At 67.7% G+C, this 18,290-nt stretch carries 14 protein-coding genes and 1 pseudogene; 7 read left to right on the top strand and 8 right to left on the bottom strand.

Going from position 1 to position 18,290, the window contains the following annotated elements:
* The first annotated feature begins 1 nt into the window (after position 1).
* Positions 2-709: a PAQR family membrane homeostasis protein TrhA gene (gene trhA, locus VBO01S_RS00895; RefSeq protein ID WP_082817912.1), complete on the top strand. Its 708-nt coding sequence runs from the start codon at positions 2-4 to the stop codon at positions 707-709.
* Positions 710-818: 109 nt separating this feature from the next.
* Here trhA and VBO01S_RS00890 read toward each other — a convergent pair whose 3' ends face one another.
* The 4 genes from VBO01S_RS00890 to VBO01S_RS00875 are packed head-to-tail and all read right to left on the bottom strand — an operon-like array spanning position 819 to position 3,331.
* Positions 819-1,043 (bottom strand): SlyX family protein, encoded by a 225-nt coding sequence (locus VBO01S_RS00890; RefSeq protein ID WP_062469081.1) that lies wholly within the window; start codon positions 1,041-1,043, stop codon positions 819-821.
* A 48-nt stretch (positions 1,044-1,091) separates the two neighbouring features.
* Entirely contained in the window at positions 1,092-1,985 is an 894-nt protein-coding gene (locus tag VBO01S_RS00885) for an SDR family NAD(P)-dependent oxidoreductase (RefSeq protein WP_062469078.1), read from the bottom strand.
* A 50-nt stretch (positions 1,986-2,035) separates the two neighbouring features.
* The gene (locus VBO01S_RS00880) at positions 2,036-2,536 is read right to left on the bottom strand and encodes a DUF1097 domain-containing protein (protein WP_062469075.1); all 501 of its coding nucleotides are present in this window, start codon (positions 2,534-2,536) and stop codon (positions 2,036-2,038) included.
* A gap of 36 nt (positions 2,537-2,572) precedes the next feature.
* Positions 2,573-3,331, bottom strand: a complete 759-nt coding sequence (locus VBO01S_RS00875; protein WP_062469072.1) for an SDR family oxidoreductase — start codon at positions 3,329-3,331, stop codon at positions 2,573-2,575.
* A gap of 126 nt (positions 3,332-3,457) precedes the next feature.
* Between VBO01S_RS00875 and VBO01S_RS00870 the strand changes: the two genes are divergently transcribed.
* From VBO01S_RS00870 to VBO01S_RS32150, 3 genes are all read left to right on the top strand, one after another.
* Complete coding sequence (locus tag VBO01S_RS00870; protein ID WP_062469069.1) at positions 3,458-4,354, top strand: LysR family transcriptional regulator; 897 nt, start codon at positions 3,458-3,460, stop codon at positions 4,352-4,354.
* Between the two features lie 471 nt (positions 4,355-4,825).
* On the top strand, positions 4,826-7,957 hold the full coding sequence (locus VBO01S_RS00865) for a metallophosphoesterase (protein WP_062469066.1): 3,132 nt from the start codon (positions 4,826-4,828) through the stop codon (positions 7,955-7,957).
* Positions 7,958-8,044: 87 nt separating this feature from the next.
* The gene (locus VBO01S_RS32150; protein ID WP_157627236.1) at positions 8,045-9,211 is read left to right on the top strand and encodes a hypothetical protein; all 1,167 of its coding nucleotides are present in this window, start codon (positions 8,045-8,047) and stop codon (positions 9,209-9,211) included.
* 13 nt (positions 9,212-9,224) lie between these two features.
* On the opposite strand, the gene VBO01S_RS00855 is transcribed toward VBO01S_RS32150, so the two are convergent.
* Entirely contained in the window at positions 9,225-10,751 is a 1,527-nt protein-coding gene (locus VBO01S_RS00855; RefSeq protein WP_082817911.1) for an MFS transporter, read from the bottom strand.
* Between the two features lie 129 nt (positions 10,752-10,880).
* Between VBO01S_RS00855 and VBO01S_RS00850 the strand changes: the two genes are divergently transcribed.
* The gene (locus VBO01S_RS00850; RefSeq protein WP_062469060.1) at positions 10,881-11,801 is read left to right on the top strand and encodes a LysR family transcriptional regulator; all 921 of its coding nucleotides are present in this window, start codon (positions 10,881-10,883) and stop codon (positions 11,799-11,801) included.
* A gap of 21 nt (positions 11,802-11,822) precedes the next feature.
* On the opposite strand, the gene VBO01S_RS00845 is transcribed toward VBO01S_RS00850, so the two are convergent.
* The 3 genes from VBO01S_RS00845 to selD form a co-directional block, all read right to left on the bottom strand.
* Entirely contained in the window at positions 11,823-13,307 is a 1,485-nt protein-coding gene (locus VBO01S_RS00845) for an AAA family ATPase (RefSeq protein WP_062469057.1), read from the bottom strand.
* Between the two features lie 106 nt (positions 13,308-13,413).
* Positions 13,414-15,930 carry an ABC transporter permease gene (locus VBO01S_RS00840; protein WP_062469054.1) on the bottom strand — a complete coding sequence of 839 codons (2,517 nt, stop codon included), beginning with the start codon at positions 15,928-15,930 and terminating at the stop codon, positions 13,414-13,416.
* 163 nt (positions 15,931-16,093) lie between these two features.
* Entirely contained in the window at positions 16,094-17,173 is a 1,080-nt protein-coding gene (selD, locus tag VBO01S_RS00835; RefSeq protein ID WP_062469051.1) for a selenide, water dikinase SelD, read from the bottom strand.
* 111 nt (positions 17,174-17,284) lie between these two features.
* On the opposite strand from selD, the gene VBO01S_RS00830 reads away from it, so the two are divergent.
* The gene (locus VBO01S_RS00830) at positions 17,285-18,148 is read left to right on the top strand and encodes a putative selenate ABC transporter substrate-binding protein (protein ID WP_062469048.1); all 864 of its coding nucleotides are present in this window, start codon (positions 17,285-17,287) and stop codon (positions 18,146-18,148) included.
* 13 nt (positions 18,149-18,161) lie between these two features.
* A pseudogene (locus VBO01S_RS33115) lies at positions 18,162-18,290 on the top strand (phosphonate ABC transporter); the annotation flags it as partial.

The following is an 18,290-nucleotide window of genomic DNA, read 5'->3' as shown; positions in this document are numbered from 1 at the left end:
GATGACGAATAGCCCGCCGCTGCAGCTGCAGCCCGCCCGTTCCACCGATCTGCAGAAAAAGCAGGCGTCCGCCGCGCGCGACCAGACCGCGATGGAAGAGCTCTTCAACGCCCTGAGCCACGGCCTGGGCCTGCTGCTGGCGATCGCCTCGCTGCCGATCCTGGTCTACAGCGCCGCCCAGAAAGGCCAGGCCGCGGCCGTGGTGGGCGCCTCGCTCTTCGCGGGCACGGCCATCGTGCTGTACCTGATCTCCACGCTGTACCACGCGCTGCCGATCGGCCGCGCCAAGGCCTGGTTCAACCGGCTCGACCACGCGGCGATCTACCTGTTCATTGCGGGCAGCTACATGCCCTTCCTGTTCGGCGTGCTGCGCGGGCCCTGGGGCTGGACGCTGTTCGGCGCCATCACCGCCGCGGCTGTCCTGGGCGTGGGCGCCAAGCTGTTCAACCGCCTGCAGCACCCGCTGTGGTCCACCGGCCTGTACGTGGCGATGGGCTGGATGGCACTGATGGCGGCGGTGCCGCTGTACGAGCGCATGTCATCGGCCGGTCTGGCCTGGCTCGTGGCCGGCGGGCTGTTCTACACGGCCGGGGCCGTGGTGTTCCTGTTCGACAACAAGGTGCGCTACGCGCATTCGGTGTGGCACCTGTTTGTCTTGGCCGGCAGCACCTGCCATTTCTTTGCCGTGCTCTGGCACGCGCACGGCTGACCGATCCTTCGTGAAACACCGTGGAACCGGCTTTGCCGGGCCACCGGTGTTGCCCCCCGGCGAGGGGGTTGGCGAAGCGACACGAAGTGCGCGAAGCCTGGGGGAGTGATTAGTAATGGGGAGGGAGCTCGTCACGCAGGTTGCGTGCGCCCCCGTCCTGCCCTGCGTTCTGGCTTTGCAGCCGCAGCTGCGCGACCTGCAGGATCAGGCTGTCGATCTGCTGCTGTTGCCGGTAGATCGTCATGTTCAGCTGCTCGAGCAGGTCTTCGGCATAGCTCGACTTGATCTCGAGGTCGTTCAGGCGCTCTGTCACGTCGTTCGGTGAATGTTCCATGCCGCTATTGGACAGGAAGATCCACCGCCTTTCTTGGCAGCGCCCCGCTCAGCGCCGGACCTTCGCCTCGAGCAGGTCGCCCATGCCGATGCGCCGGGCGAAGTCGATGCGCACGCGCTCCGACACCTCGAAGACCTCGGCCGCACCGTCGCCCACGAAGTCGATCAGCGAACGCATCGGCCGCGTGCCGGCCGGCAGGCCCACGATGCGCACGATGTCGTCGGCCACGGCCTGCGGGTCGGCGTGCTCGGGCGTGAGAGCGGACAGGCGCTCGCCGATGCGGTCCATCACGCCGTCGTAGCGGCCGTAGGCGGCGGCAATGGCAGCATCGGAGGGCTTGCCCGCACTCGGGAAGTGATCGGTGCCCCGGGTGAATGCGCCCGGCACGACGATCGAGGTCTCGATGCCGAAGCGCGCGATCTCGTAGGCCAGCGTCACCGCCAGCGAATCCATGGCCGCCTTGGCCGCGCCGTACGGGCCCATGAACGGCGGAAAGCCGCCCTTGGTGGTCGTGCTGCTGATCCACAGCATCAGCCCCGACTCCTGCTGGCGCAGGTACGGCAGCACCGCGCGGTTCACGCGCTGGGCGCCGAGCACGTTGGTGTCGAACACCCGGGCGATGTCTTCCGGCGTGAAGGCCTCGGTCGGCCCGACCACGAGATGGCCCGCGTTCTGCATCACCACGTCGAGGCGGCCCTGCGCCTGGACGATGGTCGCCGCGGCGGCATCGGCGGAGGCCTGCGACAGCACATCGAGTTCGAGCGGATGCAGCTGAAGCCCCTGGGCCGTGGCCAGCGCACGCAGCTCGGCCGCGCGCGCCTTGTTGCGGCCCGCGATGTCGCGCATGGAGGCATAGACGATGTGGCCCGCTTCGGCGAGCGCCTGCGCGCTGAGCTTGCCGATGCCGGAGCCGGCGCCAGTGACGAGGATGACGGATTGCATGAGGGAACCCCTTGAATGAAGGTGAGAGGGAAGAAAGGAAAGTCCGGCGGTCAGCGCACGCGGCGCTGCAGCAGGTGCGCCACCCACGCCGCCATCGATCCGAGTGCCGCCGCGCCGGCCAGCGTGGCGAACAGCGACAGCGAAGGGGGCTGGTGGACCGCGAAGAACGCGATCAGCCCGAGGAAATAGCACAGCAGGTTGTTCAGTCGCGGCACGCTGCGCATCGACACCACGAGGAGCGCCACGAACAGCACCACCACCGGCAGCGCCGCGGCGCCCGCGATCGGGGCCAGCGCGGCGATGGCCAGCGCCGCGCCCTTGCCGATCAGCAGGCCCAGGCTCACGCAGACGAGGTTGAACACGCCGTCGCGTGCGGTCGCGCCGCGGGTGTAGAACGCCACCCAGCCGACGAACATCGCCCACACGGGCAGTTCGAGCACGAGCGCCATCGCCGAAGCGGCAGCGGCCACCACGGCCGCGGCGGCCGTGAACGCCGTGTAGGCGAGGCTGAAGAAACGCGGGGTGGCCGCGTGGGGTGAAGGCGAGTGCATGGTGCGTGCTCCGTGGATGTCGTGAGAGGCCACCGCTCAGGCCACGCCGCCGTTGGCCCGCAGCACCTGCCCGTTGACCCATCCCGCGTCCGGCCCCGCCAGGAACGACACCACCGAGGCGATGTCTTCCGGCTGGCCCAGGCGCTGCAGCGGCGGCATCTGTGCGAAGGCCTGGATCTGCTCGTCGGTCTTGCCGTCCAGGAACAGCGAGGTCGCGACCGGCCCCGGCGCCACGGCGTTCACCGTGATGCGCCGGCCGCGCAGCTCCTTGGCGAAGACGTGCGTGAAGGCCTCGACCGCCGCCTTGGTGGCGTTGTAGATCGCGTAGCCGGGCATGTGCAGCGCGAGCGTGGTGCTCGAGAAGTTGACGATGCGCCCGCCCTCGGCGAGCCGGGTCGCGGCCTCGCGCAGGGTGTTGAAGGTGCCGCGCACGTTGATGTCGAAGGTGTGGTCGTAGAGCGCGTCGCTGTGCGCGGCCAGCGGCGCGGTCTGGAGCACGCCGGCGTTGTTGACCAGCACGTCGACCGGGCCGAGCTGCGCTTCGACGGTGTCGAACATCGCGCGCACCGCTTCGGCGTTCGCCACGTCGGCCTGCACCGCGAGGGCGCGGGCGCCCGTGGCCTTCAGCTCGGCGACCAGCGCTTCGGCCGGCGCGGCGCCCGCGGCGTAGTTGACGGCGACGGCGAACCCGTCAGCGGCGAGCCGGCGGGCGATGGCGGCGCCGATGCCGCGCGAGGCGCCGGTGACGAGGGCGACGCGGGTGGGCAGCGAAGCTGAAGTGGCGGCGGTGTTCATGGCGCGATTCCTAGGGAGTGGTGAGTGGATGAAGCGAATGGTCGGCCATTCCACCCAAAAGATAATCAGCACCAATTCGTCAATAAAATTCCATTTACTTAAACAATAGGCGCGAAGGGCGACCCCATGGACCGCTTTCAGGAAATGCAGGCCTTCGTGCGCATCGCCGAGCGCCAGAGCTTCACGCAGGCCTCGGACGACCTGCAGATTCCGCGCGCCACCCTCACCACGCTGATCCAGCGGCTCGAATCGCGCCTGGGCGCCCGGCTGCTCGAGCGCACCACGCGCACCGTGCGCCTCACGCAGGACGGCGAGGCCCACTACCAGCGCTGCGTGCGGCTGCTGGCGGACGTGGAAGAGGCCGAGGGCGCGTTCACCCATGCGGCGCCGCAGGGCCTGTTGCGCGTGAACCTGCAGGGCACGCTGGCGCGGCACTTCGTGGTGCCGGCGCTGCCCGCTTTCCTCGCCCGCCATCCGGGCCTGCAGCTGCACATCGGCGAGGACGACCGGCTGGTCGACTTGGTGCGCGAAGGCGTGGACTGCGTGCTGCGCGCCGGCCCGCTGCAGGACTCCTCGCTGGTCGCGCAGCGCGTGGCGCTGCTGCCGCAGGTGACGGTGGCGAGCCCCGGCTACCTCACGGCGCACGGCGAGCCCGTCGACCTGGCCGCGCTGGCTTCGCACCGCGCGGTGCACTACGTGTCGAGCAGCACGGGCAAGGCACTGCCGCTCGAGTTCACGGTCGACGGTCAGGTGCGCCCCGTGCAACTGGCCGCCACCGTGTCGGTGACCGGCGCCGACCTGTACACGGGCGCCGCCGTCGTGGGCCTCGGGCTCGTGCAGGTGCCGCACTACCGCGTGGCGGCCGAGCTGGCCGATGGCCGCCTGCAGGCGGTGCTTCCGGGCTTCGCGCCGCCGCCGATGCCGGTCTCGGTGCTGTATCCGCAGAACCGGCAGTTGTCGTCGCGCGTGCGGGTGTTCACGAGGTGGCTGCGGGACATCTTCGAGGTGGCGCAGGCCGGCTAGCGTCACGCGCCGCCGCGATGAGCACCCCACTTTTCCACGCTCATCGCAATTTTCTAAGGCACGCCCGCTTCGGGTGACGATTGTTCGCAGTGCATGCGACGGCATCCCCGCAGACTACTTCGACCTCTTGGCTTGTCACGGAAGACGTCGATGCCGCGCCCACTTTCCATTGCCCCCTCGATCCCCCTTGTCCTGAGACAACGCCTGCTTGAACTTGTGCGGCTGGCGAACCAGGAGGGACTCAGCCAGCTGTTTGCACATGAGATTCGGCTCAAGACGCCGAATCCCGGATCACGCTGGGTGGCTCCCATCCCCATCAGATCAACGCAGTGATCGCCGAAGGCGAAGCCTGGGCATGCGACCGCAAATCAGTGTTCGTCATGGCTTCGCGACGCGCGGGCCCGAATGTCCCTCTCACCCCACTCCTCACCGGCCAACGCTTCAGCGCATGGTCCCAGAACGCGGTAGTCCATGACCAACGAACCCAACACAGGCACTTCGGTGTGCGATTGCAGCGACCCGGCGCAAAAGGTGGCAGTGATTCTGTATCCGAGCCTGGGAGCCCCGCTGCTGATTGGCCCTGGCCAGAAAAAATGCAGCCTCTTCATCGCCACCGCATCGCTCGGCGTCGCCAACAACAACGGAGCCCGGGACACGCAGGACAAGCGCTCTCAGGTCATCCCCATGGACGGCGACAGCGAGAAAATCGCTGCCGCCACGGTGGCACGGCACCTGCGCCTCGTCGGGATGAAAGGTCCCAAGCCCGACGCCGACATCCAGTCCGGCGAACTCACCGGTGACGGCAAAGACTGCGCCACGGCCAAGAGTGCCATCAAAGTCTGGCGAGTCGCAAGGTTCGATGCAGGCGCGCTCATCTACAACCAGAAAGGCGAGGTGTTCGCCACCCTCAGCCCACAGGCAGTCAAGGCGTACACCGAATCGGGCTTCGCGGGAGGCTATGTGTATGAGGTCGAGCTTGACCTGGCCACGCTGAGCGTGCAGCCGGAGTCCGGCAGCTTCAAGAGCTTTGCATGGATGGTCGAACCCACCCAACAGCAAAAGGAGAACCTGCCCACGCTCTGCGCTGCCAGCACGGTGCACTCGCAGGATCTGCTGGTCGAATCCTTCCTCATCGCCCAGGTCGAAGACCTTCGCTACCGGCATCAGGCGGCCAATGCCACGAGCGCGCGCCAGGGCAAGGAAACCTGCCTGCTCGAATACGACGTCCCTCAGACCGCGCAGAAGGCCCGCACCCTGATCACGAACAGCGCCGAGCGCCTGGCCGCCTGGCACCCAGTCATCAAGCTGGCCGGCAACGAACCGCTCAATCTCGGGCACCTGAGCGATGTGCACATCAACGTGCGACACAACGCGCTGGCCAAGTCGCCCGCGCGCGTCATCGAAGACGCGCAGTACACAAGCCTTCCGGTGGGCTCACGCGTGTGCAACAGCTTCAATGCGCTCAAGGAACTCTTCGACAAGATCGGTGCCGGCAAGAAGCCGGACACGGCCCTGCTGCTGACCGGTGACCTGATCGACTTCAATCGCAACATCGATCCCGCCCAAGTCCCTGATGGCATTGGTGAGCAATGGAAAAAGTTCAACGTGCTCAACAATGTCAACACACCTGGCCTGTACCCCCGCGGGCAGGACGACATGCTGGCCTTCAGCCTCGTGCGCTACGCCTACAACGAGCTGCTGCTGCCCGTGTTCATGACCAGCGGCAATCACGAGGCGTATTCGGTGCCCTACGGCATCAGCCCGCGCCTGAACGAATGGGCTGCCTCCATGGGCGTCATGGAAGACACCACCGACGCGCTGGGCGACAGCTATGGGCGCGATCGCCCCTTCACCGCGACCCGGACCGTGAGCACCCCGCGAGGCGGCACGCACCAGGTCAGCACCATCGGCCTCAAGGCCGAGGTCGGGCGCAGGCTGGTCAACAAGAACAAGAACCTCGACATCAAGGACCTGGAGACGTCCTACCTTGACTTCGACGGCGCCAGCAAGTGGAGCGCCAACATGCCCAACGAAGGCATCTCGGCCGACCACAACATGACCATCTACGAGACCACGCTGGCCTACGGTCCAACCTACGGTCAGGCGCTCACCGGAAACAACTACAAGGTGGACAACTACGATTGGTTCTACACGCTGTTCACTCCGCTGGAAGACATGCTGATCGCTCTGGGCGTCGAGCCTGACGAGAGCGGCCCCGCCACACAGGTGATTGCGGCGTTGGGTTGGGGCCAGGGCGAGAACTTCAAGAACATCGTCACGGGCGCGATCTTTACGTCCATCGACAAGCAAGGTGCAGGCATCCTGCCACGTGCACCGCAATCCTTCAGCACCAATCAGCTGCGATTGCTCGGTCAGGCACAACGCCACAAGCGCACCAGCCCCGGCGCGAGCCTCACGGTTGCGAGCCACTTCACCATCATCAACTACGACGAGCCCATTGCCTATTCGGCCAAGCCGCAAGACATGCGCTTCAGGCCCGCCAGCAACACCTACACGCTGCTGCCCGGAGGCCGGCCGGGCTTCAACATCGTGAACACCGGCACCTGCGAGATCAACCAGGACAAGTACTTCGAGCGCTGCGTTCGAACCGAGGGCAGCGGCAATGCCACTGACCGCAACGGCGCACCCACGGTGACGCCGGAGACCATGGTCGACTGGCACTTCAGCGGTCACAGCCACCGCAGCGGCGTATACACCGTGGCGTGGCGCCAGCCGGCCAGCGGGGGGCGGGTCATCGAAGTCACGAGTGCGGTCGACCCCGGAATTCAGAACGAGCAGAAAGCACCGGCGCGCCAACACACGCGCTTCATCGTCAGCAGCTGCGGCGGCCCCATTGGCCGGCAGAACCTCGATCATGAACTCGATGGCTGGACCCTGCGACCACCCTCGGGTTCACTGCTGGAACCGACCAGCGGGGTGATCAGACAGGTCAGTACGCAACGCGCCAGCCGAAGCGCTGGCGCGCCGCTGAACGAGGTGCCTCGGCTTTGTGTGGCGCTGGACTACATGACGGTGATGAAGCGGAACAAAGACAAGGCGAAAGAGACGCCGCTGGAATTCGAACCTGCCGAACTGAGTGCCGGGGGCGGACGCGTGCCGGTGGTGCTCAGTCGCACGATGGCGAAGCTGGAGTGCATTGCGGGGATGCGGATTTGGGCGTTCGAGGGCGGCACCGATGAATTCGAAAAACCCCGCCCCCCAACATGGCACCTCCTGACGCCGACCTTTCACGCGGACACCAAGAGCCCATCGATCGAATTCACAGCCGAAGACTTGAAGACCCTGCTCGGCGCCATCGATGCCAATGGCGGAGAAGCTCTGGCGCAAGGATTCTGCGAAGTGCTGCTCAAGCAACCCAAAGTCGGCGAGCACGATTGGAGCAAAGACATCGACTGCACAGACACGTGGATGTTTCCGCTCAGCGTGAGGCTGGGATCGGCCAGCTTTGGTGGGCGCTCGTGGAATTTTCTGCGCCCTCCCGAGGAGCGCGGGGAGGTACCCGATTGGGACTGGCTCGCATCAATGTATTTCGACAAGGGGTACATCCCTTCCAAACAAGCCATAGAACGAAAAGGCAGCTGAGGCTCAGCCATGGCGACCCGTCGCAATCTCCTCATCGCACTTCCACTGGGATGGGCATCTGCGCTACTTTCCATATCAGGACACAGCATGACGACCAAACCAAAAATCACAAGCTTTGGAAAGCCATTTTCCTATCTCGAGGATCCCGAGCTACGTCGCAAAGAGACAAGCGACTCTCTTTTGAGGATTGAAGGAGCCTTGTTCAGTGGTGAAAATTTTGAGGATGTTGAATGGCGCAATATCAATTTCGTAAGCTGCGACTTTGTCGGCGGATACGAGATTAGCCTTAGTGCCTGCGTCAATGTCACCTTTACTGATTGCAATTTTTCTGGCGTGCTGAGTTGGGGCGACACACTCGATGTCCGATTCTTGCGCTGCGCCTGGATCGGCCAGTCAGTGATGTATGGCGAGAGGCATAGCAAAAACACAGTTTTTGAATCCTGCGACTTCCGCGGGACCAGCAGCGACAAGAATCACTGGGGTGCCGTGGGGACACACGGAGAAGCTCTGTTCATCAACTGCAACGCCAAGTGGTTTAACTTGGATGGAGACGCCAAGCTTGGTCTTCAGGGTTGCGTACTGGAAGACGTGATCTGCGAACCATCAAGGAAATATGGTGGATCACATGTCACGATCGAAAACTGCAAGCTTCGCGGACTCTTTCGGATGGCAGGAGGCGGAACGCTTGTGCAGTCACTCACCATTCGCGACACCGTGCTGGAAAATCTCGATCTCTTCAACGCCACAGTCAAAGAGGATGTAGTGATAGAAAGAGTAAGGGGTGGCACGTTGAAAATTTCTGTGAAAGAAGGCGCACGCAACTTTGTGCTCAAGGACAGCCAGATCTACGGCGACGCCAACGCCATTTGCAGCGTATACGCGGGGGCCTTCAACACCCTTCTTATCGAAAACAATATTTTTGGTGGCGGTCCGGGCAAGCGCACAGGTATCGGAGGTGGTTTTGAACCTGGCGACAAGAGTCCGCAACCCGTTCTGACGCAAAGCCTCGTGTTCAGGAACAACAAGATCCCATCGCTGCGTAGCGGCCGGCTGAATGCCGCTCAGGTACTGCTCGAAGGCAACGCCATCGATTCGTTGGAGCTTCAACAGGGCCGCATTGGCAGTTTGAAGATCGTTGGCAACACCATCAGTCGTTCGGTCGACTTCACCAACACGCAGGTCAAAGAAAGCAATGTGCAGTCGCTCGCAAACGGACAGGCCAAGCTCGAAGGCTCCAACATCAAGCTGAACTGAGGTGGCGCCCCGCTCAGGACGTTGAGCATTTCAGCGCAGCCTCCGCGCCGTGCGACTCGACCTCCCCGCGCAGGAACAGGAACACCACCACCGCCGTCAACACCGTCACCCCAGCCAGCACGCACAGCAGCGTCCCGAACGCGGCGCCATACGCGTGCAGCAGCGCGGCGCGGTCCATGCCCGGCAACAAAGCCAGCGCCTGCGTCAGGTCACCCGTCGCCACGCGCTGCGCCGCCTGCGACACCGCCACGGACGAAGGCGACGATGATGCCTTCAGCTGCAGCGCCACGAGCGCCGTGAGCCCCGCCCCCACCAGCGCCAGCGCAATGCCCTCCCCCGCGACCCGCACCGTGTTGAAGATCCCCGACGCCATGCCCGCCCGCTCGCGCGGCACCACGCTCACGGCCAGGCCGTCCATCAGTCCCCACGGCAGGCCGATGCCCGCGCCGATCAGCAGCAGCGGGCCCACGAGGCCGTGCAGCGACGTGCCCGGCGCGCAGCAGGCGAGCCACACGAGCCCCGCCGCGCACACCAGCAGCCCCACGGCCGAGATCACGCCTGCAGAGAACCGGTGCGCAAGCCACGCCGCCAGCGTCGGCACCACGAGGATCGGCCCCGACAGCGCGAACATGAAGCCGCCCGCCTCCAGCGCGCTGCGCCCTTCGAGCCCGATGAAGCGGATCGGCAGCAGCACCAGCAGCACGACAAAGCCGTAGGCCGGCGCCGCGGCCAGCAGTTGCACGCCGACGAAGCGCGGAAAGCGAAACAGCGACAGGTCGAGCATCGGATGCGCCACGCGCCGCTCGATCGCGATGAAGGCCGCGCCCATGGCCAGCGCGCCGGCCAGCGCCGCGAGCACCCACGGGCTGCCCCAGCCGCTGTCGGGCGCCTGCAGCACGCCCAGCGTGAGCAGGCTCAGCGCGGCCGTGAAGCTCAGCGTGCCCGGCACGTCCAGCCCCATCGCCTGCGGGTTGCGCGACTCGCGCATGCGCGGCGCGGCCAGGCCCAGCGCAACGAGGCTCACGGCGCCGGGGCTCAGCATCACGGCGTGCCAGCCGACGGTGTCGGCCAGCCAGCCCGAGAGGATCGATCCGCACGACAGCCCCACGCCGCACGAGGTGCCGATGAGGCTGAACGCCCGCAGCCGCGCCGGCCCGTCGAACAGCTGCGCCAGCGCGGCCGTGCCGGCTGCGAAAGCCGCCGCCGAACCCAGCCCCTGCACGGCGCGCGCGAGGTCGAAGGCGACGATGCCCGGCGCCAGCGTCAGCAGCGCGCTGCTCAGCGCCACCACCGCCAGGCCCAGCAGGAAGACGCGCTTGCGCCCATACGCATCGGCCAGCGCGCCGGCCGCCATCAGCGTGGCGCCGAAGCTCAGCATGAAGGCGTTGGTGACCCAGTTGAGCTGCACCGGCGTGCCGCCCAGCGCGTCGCGGATCGCGGGCAGCACCACGGCCGGGCCGGTGAAGCTCAGCGGCATGCCGAGCGCGGCCAGGCAGACGGCGGCGAGCAGCCAGGCCTTGTTGGAATCGGGGGAAGACATCGAGAGGGCTTTCACGCGGGAGAAGGAAAAAGGAAGGGAATGCGTGAAGCGAAGATAAAAAGGATTCAATGAAACGAAAATGGGCCCTCAGCTCCTCACACTGCCAACCCCAGGTTGCCAATCAAGCCCATGGACAGCTTCAGCGGACTCGAATCCTTCGTGCGGGCGGCCGACCTGCAGAGCTTTGCGCGGGCGGGCCGCGACCTGGGCATCTCGGCCTCGGCCGTGGGCAAGAACGTCGCGCGGCTCGAGGCGCAGATGGGCGTGCGGCTGTTCCACCGCACCACGCGGCAGGTGCGGCTCACGGCCGAGGGCGCGATGTTCCACGAGCGCTGCCGCCGCATCCTCGACGAGCTCGGCGATGCGCGCGCCATGCTGCAGGACGCCGTCGCCACCCCGCGCGGCCGCCTGCGCGTGAGCCTGCCGACCATCGGCTACCGCTTTCTGCTGCCGATCCTGCCGGCGTTCAGGGCACGCTTTCCCGAGATCGAGCTCGACCTCGACTTCAACGACCGGCTGGTCGACGTGGTGGCCGAGGGTGTCGACGTGGCGATCCGCAGCGGCGAGCTGGTCGATTCGCAGCTCGTGGCACGCCGGCTCGGCCCGTTCAGCTTCGTGCTCGCCGCCTCGCCGGCCTACCTGACACGGCACGGCGTGCCGCAGGTGCCGGCCGACCTCGCCCGCCACAGCTGCCTGCGCTACAAGTTCGTGACCGGCGGAAAGATCGAGGACTGGGACCTGCCCGGCCTGCCGCCCCAGTTGCCGCCGGGCCTGGTCTGCAACAACATGGAAGCCATGCTCGGCGCCGCCGTCGCGGGCCTGGGCATCGCGTACATGCCCGACTTTCTGGCGCGCGATGCGCTGCGCCGTGGTGAGCTGCAGCGCGTGCTGGCCGCGCACCTCGTGCGGCAGGGGCAGTTCTCGGCGCTGTGGCCGTCGAGCCGGCAGCTGTCGCCGAAGGTGCGGGCGTTTGTGGACTTCGCGAGCGAACACATGTTCACTGCGACTGCCGACGAGGAAGAGAAAGACAACCGCCCGCCACGCCGCTGAACGGCGGGCGGGGTGGGTGCATCAGGCCGCGACCGCGAGGGCGGGCGCTTCGACCGGTTGCGGGGCTGGCGCAGCCTCCACGGGGGCCGGCTGCGGTTGCACGGGTGCAGCCGTGCGGCCCCACAGCGCCGCCAGCGTGTCCAGCGGGAACAGCGTGCGTGCATCCTCCGGCGTCGCCGCGCGCACCGTGGTGCCCGTCACGTCGTCGATGTGGGCCGCGCGCACGGCGTCGGGGCGGTGCGCCGGCACCATGAACGGCGAATGCGTGGTGTAGAGGATCTGGTGGCCGAAGTCGTTCTCCAGGTGCGCGAGCAGGTCGGCCTGCGAGCGCGCGTGCAGGTGCAGCCCGGGCTCGTCGAGCAGCAGCACGACGTCACCGGCGGCCACGCCTCGGGTGCCGGCGAAGAACGCGATGTAGAACGAGAAGAACCATTGGAAGCCGCGGCTGCGCTCGTCCAGGTTCACCTCGACTTCGTAGGCCCCGTTCGGGTCCGACACCAGCGTCTCCAGGTGCTGCCCGTCGAGGTTGAAACGGATCTTGAGCGGGCGGTCCTTCCACAGTCGTCGGATCTCGGCGGTCACGACGGCGCCCGCCCGGTTCACCAGTTGGTTGCGCGTCGCCAAGTCGTTCTTAGCCAGCAGGTCCTGCAGCTGCTGCGGGTCGAGCCCCGCCACCTGGCACAGCTTCTCGAAGTTGCGCTCGCCCGCCGTGCGCTCGCCCCAGCCCTTGCGCGTGAGGTACTCGGCGATGTTCTGGCGGCCGGGCAGCGAGGCGTAGTCCTCGACGTAGATGAAGCGCGGCAGTTTCTCCAGCACCCAGGCGCGGGCGCGGGCCAGCGCGGGCTGGTCGTTGTCGATCGTGCGTGCCAGTTCCTCGAGCTCGGTCAGCATCTGCGCCTGCTTGTCGGCGATCTCGGCGCCGGCGGTGGCCAGCGCCTGGCGCAGCGCCTGCAGTGCCAGCAGCGCGCCGGCCGACCACTTGACGAAGTCGGGGCTCGGGATCATGGCGGCGTCGAAGGCGTCGGCCTCCTGTTCGAGCGGCGCCTTCAACTCGTCGGCGACCTTCTCGGCCGCGGCCTTCACGGCGGGCACGATCTTGCGCACCTTGGCCTTGATGTCGCTCACATCGATCGACAGCGGGCCCAGGCCCTCGAAGCCGGTCGTGCGCGTGGCGCCGTAGCCGCGCCCGGCCGTGACCTGGCGCACGCCCGCCGCGCGCGGCAGGATGGCGGCGAGCGCCAGCTGTTCGGAGGCGTCGAGGTCCCAGCGCGTGTGCACGACGGGGGTGTCGTCGGTGCATTCGTCCAGGCGGCGGTGCCGGGGAAAGTCCTTGATGGGGCTGAGTGCCGTGAGCCCGTCGGTCGGGTTCAGGCTGTGCAACGCGCGCAGCAGGTTCGACTTGCCGCTGTCATTTCGGCCGAGGATCGCTGTGATCTGGGAGGAATCGATGGAGCCGCTGTCGTGGATCGAGCGATAGTTGGTGATCTGGAATGACGCCAAGCGCATGCAGGAATTTCTCTTCTGAATTGAATACGGGGCCGGGGAATGTATTGCATCCCCGGCCCCGTCCTGCCGATCGCGGAAGAAAAAAACTGTACGGGCCTGCGCGGCCCTACTCGGCCGCGCGGCGCAGCGTGTCGACCACCGGCCGGCGCAGCACATCGCGCAGGCCCCACCACCCGGCCGCCAGCGCGAGCACCGCGCCGGCCAGCGCGCCGGCCACCGGCACGAGCGGCGACGCGGTCCAGGTGAACTCGAACACGTAGCGCGCCAGCCCCCAGCCGATCACCGAGGCCACGATGCTCGCCAGGAAGCCCGCGAGCAGGCCGACGCCCACCAGCTCGGCGCGCTGCACCTGTCGCAAGAGGCTGGCGCGTGCGCCCACCGCGCGCATCACGGCGAACTCGCGCGCACGTTCCTCGCGCGTGGCGGTGACGGCGGCGAACAGCACCACGAGCCCGGCTGCCAGCGTGAAGCCGAACAGGAACTCGACCGCGCGCACCACCTGGTCGAGCACGCGCTGCACCTGGTTGATAGTGGCGCTCATGTCGACGTTGGTCACGTTGGGGAAGCTGCGCACCAGCGCGTTGTCGAAGCCGCGCGTCTCGGGCGCGCGGAAGGCGCCCATGTAGGTCACGGGCACGTCGGCCAGCGAGGCCACCGTGTACATCACGAAGAAGTTGGCGTGCAGCGAGCCCCAGTCGACCTTGCGCAGCGAGGTGATGCGCGCGTCGTTCTGCATGCCGCCGATGTCGAAGCGCAGGGTGTCGCCCAGCTTCAGGCCCAGCGTCTGGGCCAGGCCTTCTTCCACGCTCACCTCGTTCTTCGCCTCGGGCGTCCAGGCGCCGGCGGTGACGCTGTTGTGCGCGGGCGCCTCGGTGCTGTTGCTCAGGTTGAACTCGCGGTCCACCAGGCGCTTGGCGCGGTCCTCGGTGTAGTCGTCGGGCGTCACGGGCTTGTCGTTGATCGCCACCAGCCGGCCGCGGATCATCGGGTACCAGTCGAACTTGGCGACGCCCGCATCGCGCAGCGTCTTCTGGAACGCCTCGCTCTGCTCGGGCATCACGTTGATGACGAAGCGGTTGGGCGCGTCGGGCGGCGTGGCCTTGCGCCAGCTCGCCACGAGGTCGGTGCGCAGCAGCACCAGCAGCACCAGCGCCAGCAGGCCCACGGCCAGTGCGCTCACCTGCACCACGGCGTAGGCCGGGCGCGCCGAGATCTGCCGCGTGGCCAGCACCAGCCAGCGCGGCGCGGTGGTCTCGCTGACGCTGCGGCGCAGCACCTTCACGGCGAGCCAGCTCAGCAGTGCGAACACGGCCACGGCGCCGGCAAAGCCGCCGACCGCAATGAGGCCCAGCTTGAGGTCGCTGCTGGCCGCCATCAACAGCGCCGCGAAGCCCGCCACGCCGATGCCGAGCACGGCGAGCGATGCGGGCTTGAGCCCGCCCACATCGCGGCGGATCACGCGCAGCGGCGGCACGCGCGCCAGCTGCAGCACCGGCGGTAGGCCGAAGGCGAACAGCAGCGTGAGCCCCATGCCCAGGCCGAAGGCCACGGGCCACAGCGTGGCGGCGGGCAAGGCGGTCTCGACCAGCCCGGCCAGCAGCAGCACGAACACATAGTGCACGGCGAAGCCGATGGCCACGCCGATCGCGCTCGCCACGGTGCCGATCACGGCGAACTCGAAGGCGTAGGCCGCGGCGATGGTGCGCTGGCTCTGGCCCAGCACGCGCAGCATGGCGCAGTCGTCCAGGTGGCTGGCCGCGAAGCCGCGCGCGGCCAGCGCCACGGCCACGGCCGACAGCAGCGCCGCGAGCAGCGCGACCAGGCTCAGGAATTTCTCGGCGCGGTCCAGCGTCTGGCGCATCTCGGGCCGGCCGCCCTCGAAGGAGTCGAGCCGCACGCCGCGCAGCTCGCCCTTCTTGATGGTGGCGTCGGCCCATTCGGTGAAGCGCTTCACGGCGGCGTCGTCGCCCGCCACGGCGTAGCGGTAGCCCACGCGGCTGGCCGGCTGCACGAGGCCGGTGCGCGCCACGTCGGCCTGGTTGAGCATCACGCGCGGCGAAAAGCTCATGAAGCCCGCGCCCCGGTCGGGCTCCAGCGTGATCACGCGGCCCACGCGCAGGCCGGTGTCGCCCAGCAGCAGCGTGTCGCCGACCTTCAGGCCCAGCGAGTCGAGCAGCGAGGCATCGACCCAGACCTCGCCCGACGCCGGCACGTCGCGCGTCACGGTGCCCGCGCCCTCGGCCGTGGTCGCCGTCTGCAGGTTGCCGCGCAACGGGTAGCCCGGCGTCACGGCCTTCAGGGCCACGAGCTTGCTGGCGCCGCCCTGGGCGTCCTCGGCCCGCGCCATGGTGGGGAAGCCGAAGGTGCCGGTGCCCGCAAGGCCCAGCGACTTCGCCTGTGCAATGAAAGTTTCGGGCGTCGGGTTGTCGCTCACGACCACCGCGTCGCCGCCCAGCAGCTGGCGCGCGTCGCGCTGCAGCCCGCCCTGCAATCGGTCGGCGAAGAAGCCGACCGCCGTGAGCGCGGCCACGGCCAGCACCACGGCCACGATCAAGAGGCGCAGCTCGCCGGCGCGCAGGTCGCGCCAGAGCGTGCGCCAGCCAAGGCGAAGGGAAGCGTTCATGGCGCGAACGATAGCCGACGCCTACCGGCACCGGCGGACTCAAGGGTTATTGAATGAAGGGGCCGCCAGGTGTTGCCCGCCGCGCGGACCTGTCGCACGATGCGAAAAAGAAACGAAGGAGCGCGTGCCGATGACGACCCCACCCGCCCGGCGAGGCCCCGGCTCAGGGCAGCACGACGAGGCCCGGCGCGCCAGCTTCCACGCGGCCGATGACCGCCGCCTGCCCGAAGCCTTCGTTGCGGAAGATCTCCAGCACCGCCTCGACCGCCTCGGGCGCGCAACTCACGAGCAGGCCGCCCGAGGTCTGCGGATCGGTCATGAGCGCCTGCGCGGTGGCCGGCAGGCCTTCGTGCAGTTGCACATCAGCGCCGTAGCCCGCCCAGTTGCGGCCCGACGCGCCGGTGACCAGCCCGCCGCCGGCCATGGCGATCACGTTGTCGAGCAGCGGCACGCGCGACCATTCGACCACCGCCGCGAGCCCCGCGCCGCGCGCGAGTTCGAGCGCGTGGCCGGCCAGGCCGAAGCCGGTGACGTCGGTCAGCGCATGCACGCCGTCGAGCGCCGACAGCGCGATGCCGGGCGTGTTGAGCTTGGTCGTGTTCTCGATCAGCTGGCGGTAGCCGGCCTCGGACAGCTGCTGCTTCTTGAGCGCCGCGGACAGCACGCCCACGCCCAGCGGCTTGCCCAGCACCAGCACGTCGCCGGCCTGCGCGTCGGCGTTGCGCCGCACGCGCTTGGGGTGCACCAGCCCCATCGCGACCAGCCCGTAGATCGGCTCGACCGAATCGATGGTGTGGCCGCCCGCAATCGGAATGCCGGCCGCGCGGCACACGTCCTGGCCGCCGCGCACGATCTCGGCGATGACTTCCACCGGCAGCTGGTTGATCGGCATGGCGACCAGCGCCAGCGCCATGATCGGGCGCCCGCCCATCGCGTAGACGTCGCTGATCGCGTTGGTCGCGGCGATGCGGCCGAACTCGTAGGGGTCGTCCACGATGGGCATGAAGAAATCGGTGGTGGCGATCAGCGCCTGCTCGTCGTTGAGCCGGTAGACTGCCGCGTCGTCGGCGGTCTCGATGCCGACCATGAGCTCGGGCGGAATCAGCCCGCCCGCATGGTTCTTGAGGATCTGCGACAGCACGCCCGGCGCGATCTTGCAGCCGCAGCCGCCCCCATGCGAGAAGCTGGTGAGCCGCAGCGGCGCCAACGGATTCAGGAGCTTGGAAGGTGCGGCTTCGATCATGGCAGCGGGTCGGTCGAATGGAACAAGCCGCGATTATCGAAGCCTGCACCGCCGTCTGCCCGAGTGCCCCGACACACCCTTTTCTTTTTCCACTGAACGCGTCATCACACCATGCAAACGAAACAAACCGTGTCCCGGCTCGCGCTCGCGCTGGCCCTGTCCCTCACCGCCGTGGGCGCCTTCGCCCAGGGCGTGCTGCGCGTGTCGGCCATTCCCGACGAGGCGCCCACCGAGCTGCAGCGCAAGTTCACGCCGCTGGGCGACTACCTGAAAAAGGAAACCGGCATGGACGTGCAGTTCACGCCCGTGACCGACTACGCCGCCGTGGTCGAAGGCCTGGCGACGAACAAGATCGACCTGGCGTGGCTGGGCGGCTTCACCTTCGTGCAGGCGCGCATCCGCACCAACGGCGGCGCGGTGCCGATCGTGCAGCGCGCGGAAGACGAGGTGTTCACCAGCAAGTTCATCGTGCCGATCGACAGCCCCGCCAAGACCCTGGCCGACCTGAAGGGCAAGACCTTTGCCTTCGGCGCACCCTCGTCCACCTCGGGCAGCCTGATGCCGCGCTACTTCCTGCTGCAGGCGGGCATCAACCCCGAGAAGGACTTCAAGACCGTCGCGTTCTCGGGCGCGCACGACGCCACCGTGGCCTTCGTGGCCGCCTCGCGCGCCGAAGCGGGCGTGCTCAACGCCTCGGTGTGGGACAAGCTGGTCGAGGCCAAGAACCCCAACGCCGCCAAGGTGCGCGTGCTGGCCACCACGCCGACCTACTACGACTACAACTGGACCGTGCGCCCGGGCCTGGACGCCGCCGTGACGAAGAAGCTGACCGACGCCTTCCTGAAGCTGGACCCGGCCAACCCGGCGCACAAGGAGATCATGGCGCTGCAGCGTGCGAGCAAGTTCATTCCCACCAAGTCGTCGAACTACGACGGCATCGAGACGGCGGGCAAGTCGGCCGGCCTCATCAAGTGAGCGGAATGCGCGGATGAGTTTTTCGCTCGACAGCGCGGGCGTGGTGCACCCCAACGGCCAGCGCGCGCTGGCCGGCGTGACGCTGGCCGCGCGCGACGGCGAGCGCATCGCCGTCATCGGGCCCTCGGGCGCGGGCAAGACC

This window comes from Variovorax boronicumulans NBRC 103145, from assembly GCF_001591345.1.
In the GTDB taxonomy this organism is placed as follows: Bacteria; Pseudomonadota; Gammaproteobacteria; order Burkholderiales; family Burkholderiaceae_C; genus Variovorax; species Variovorax boronicumulans.
Note: the sequence above shows the minus strand (reverse complement) of the source record. Positions and strands in the feature narration are given on the sequence as shown.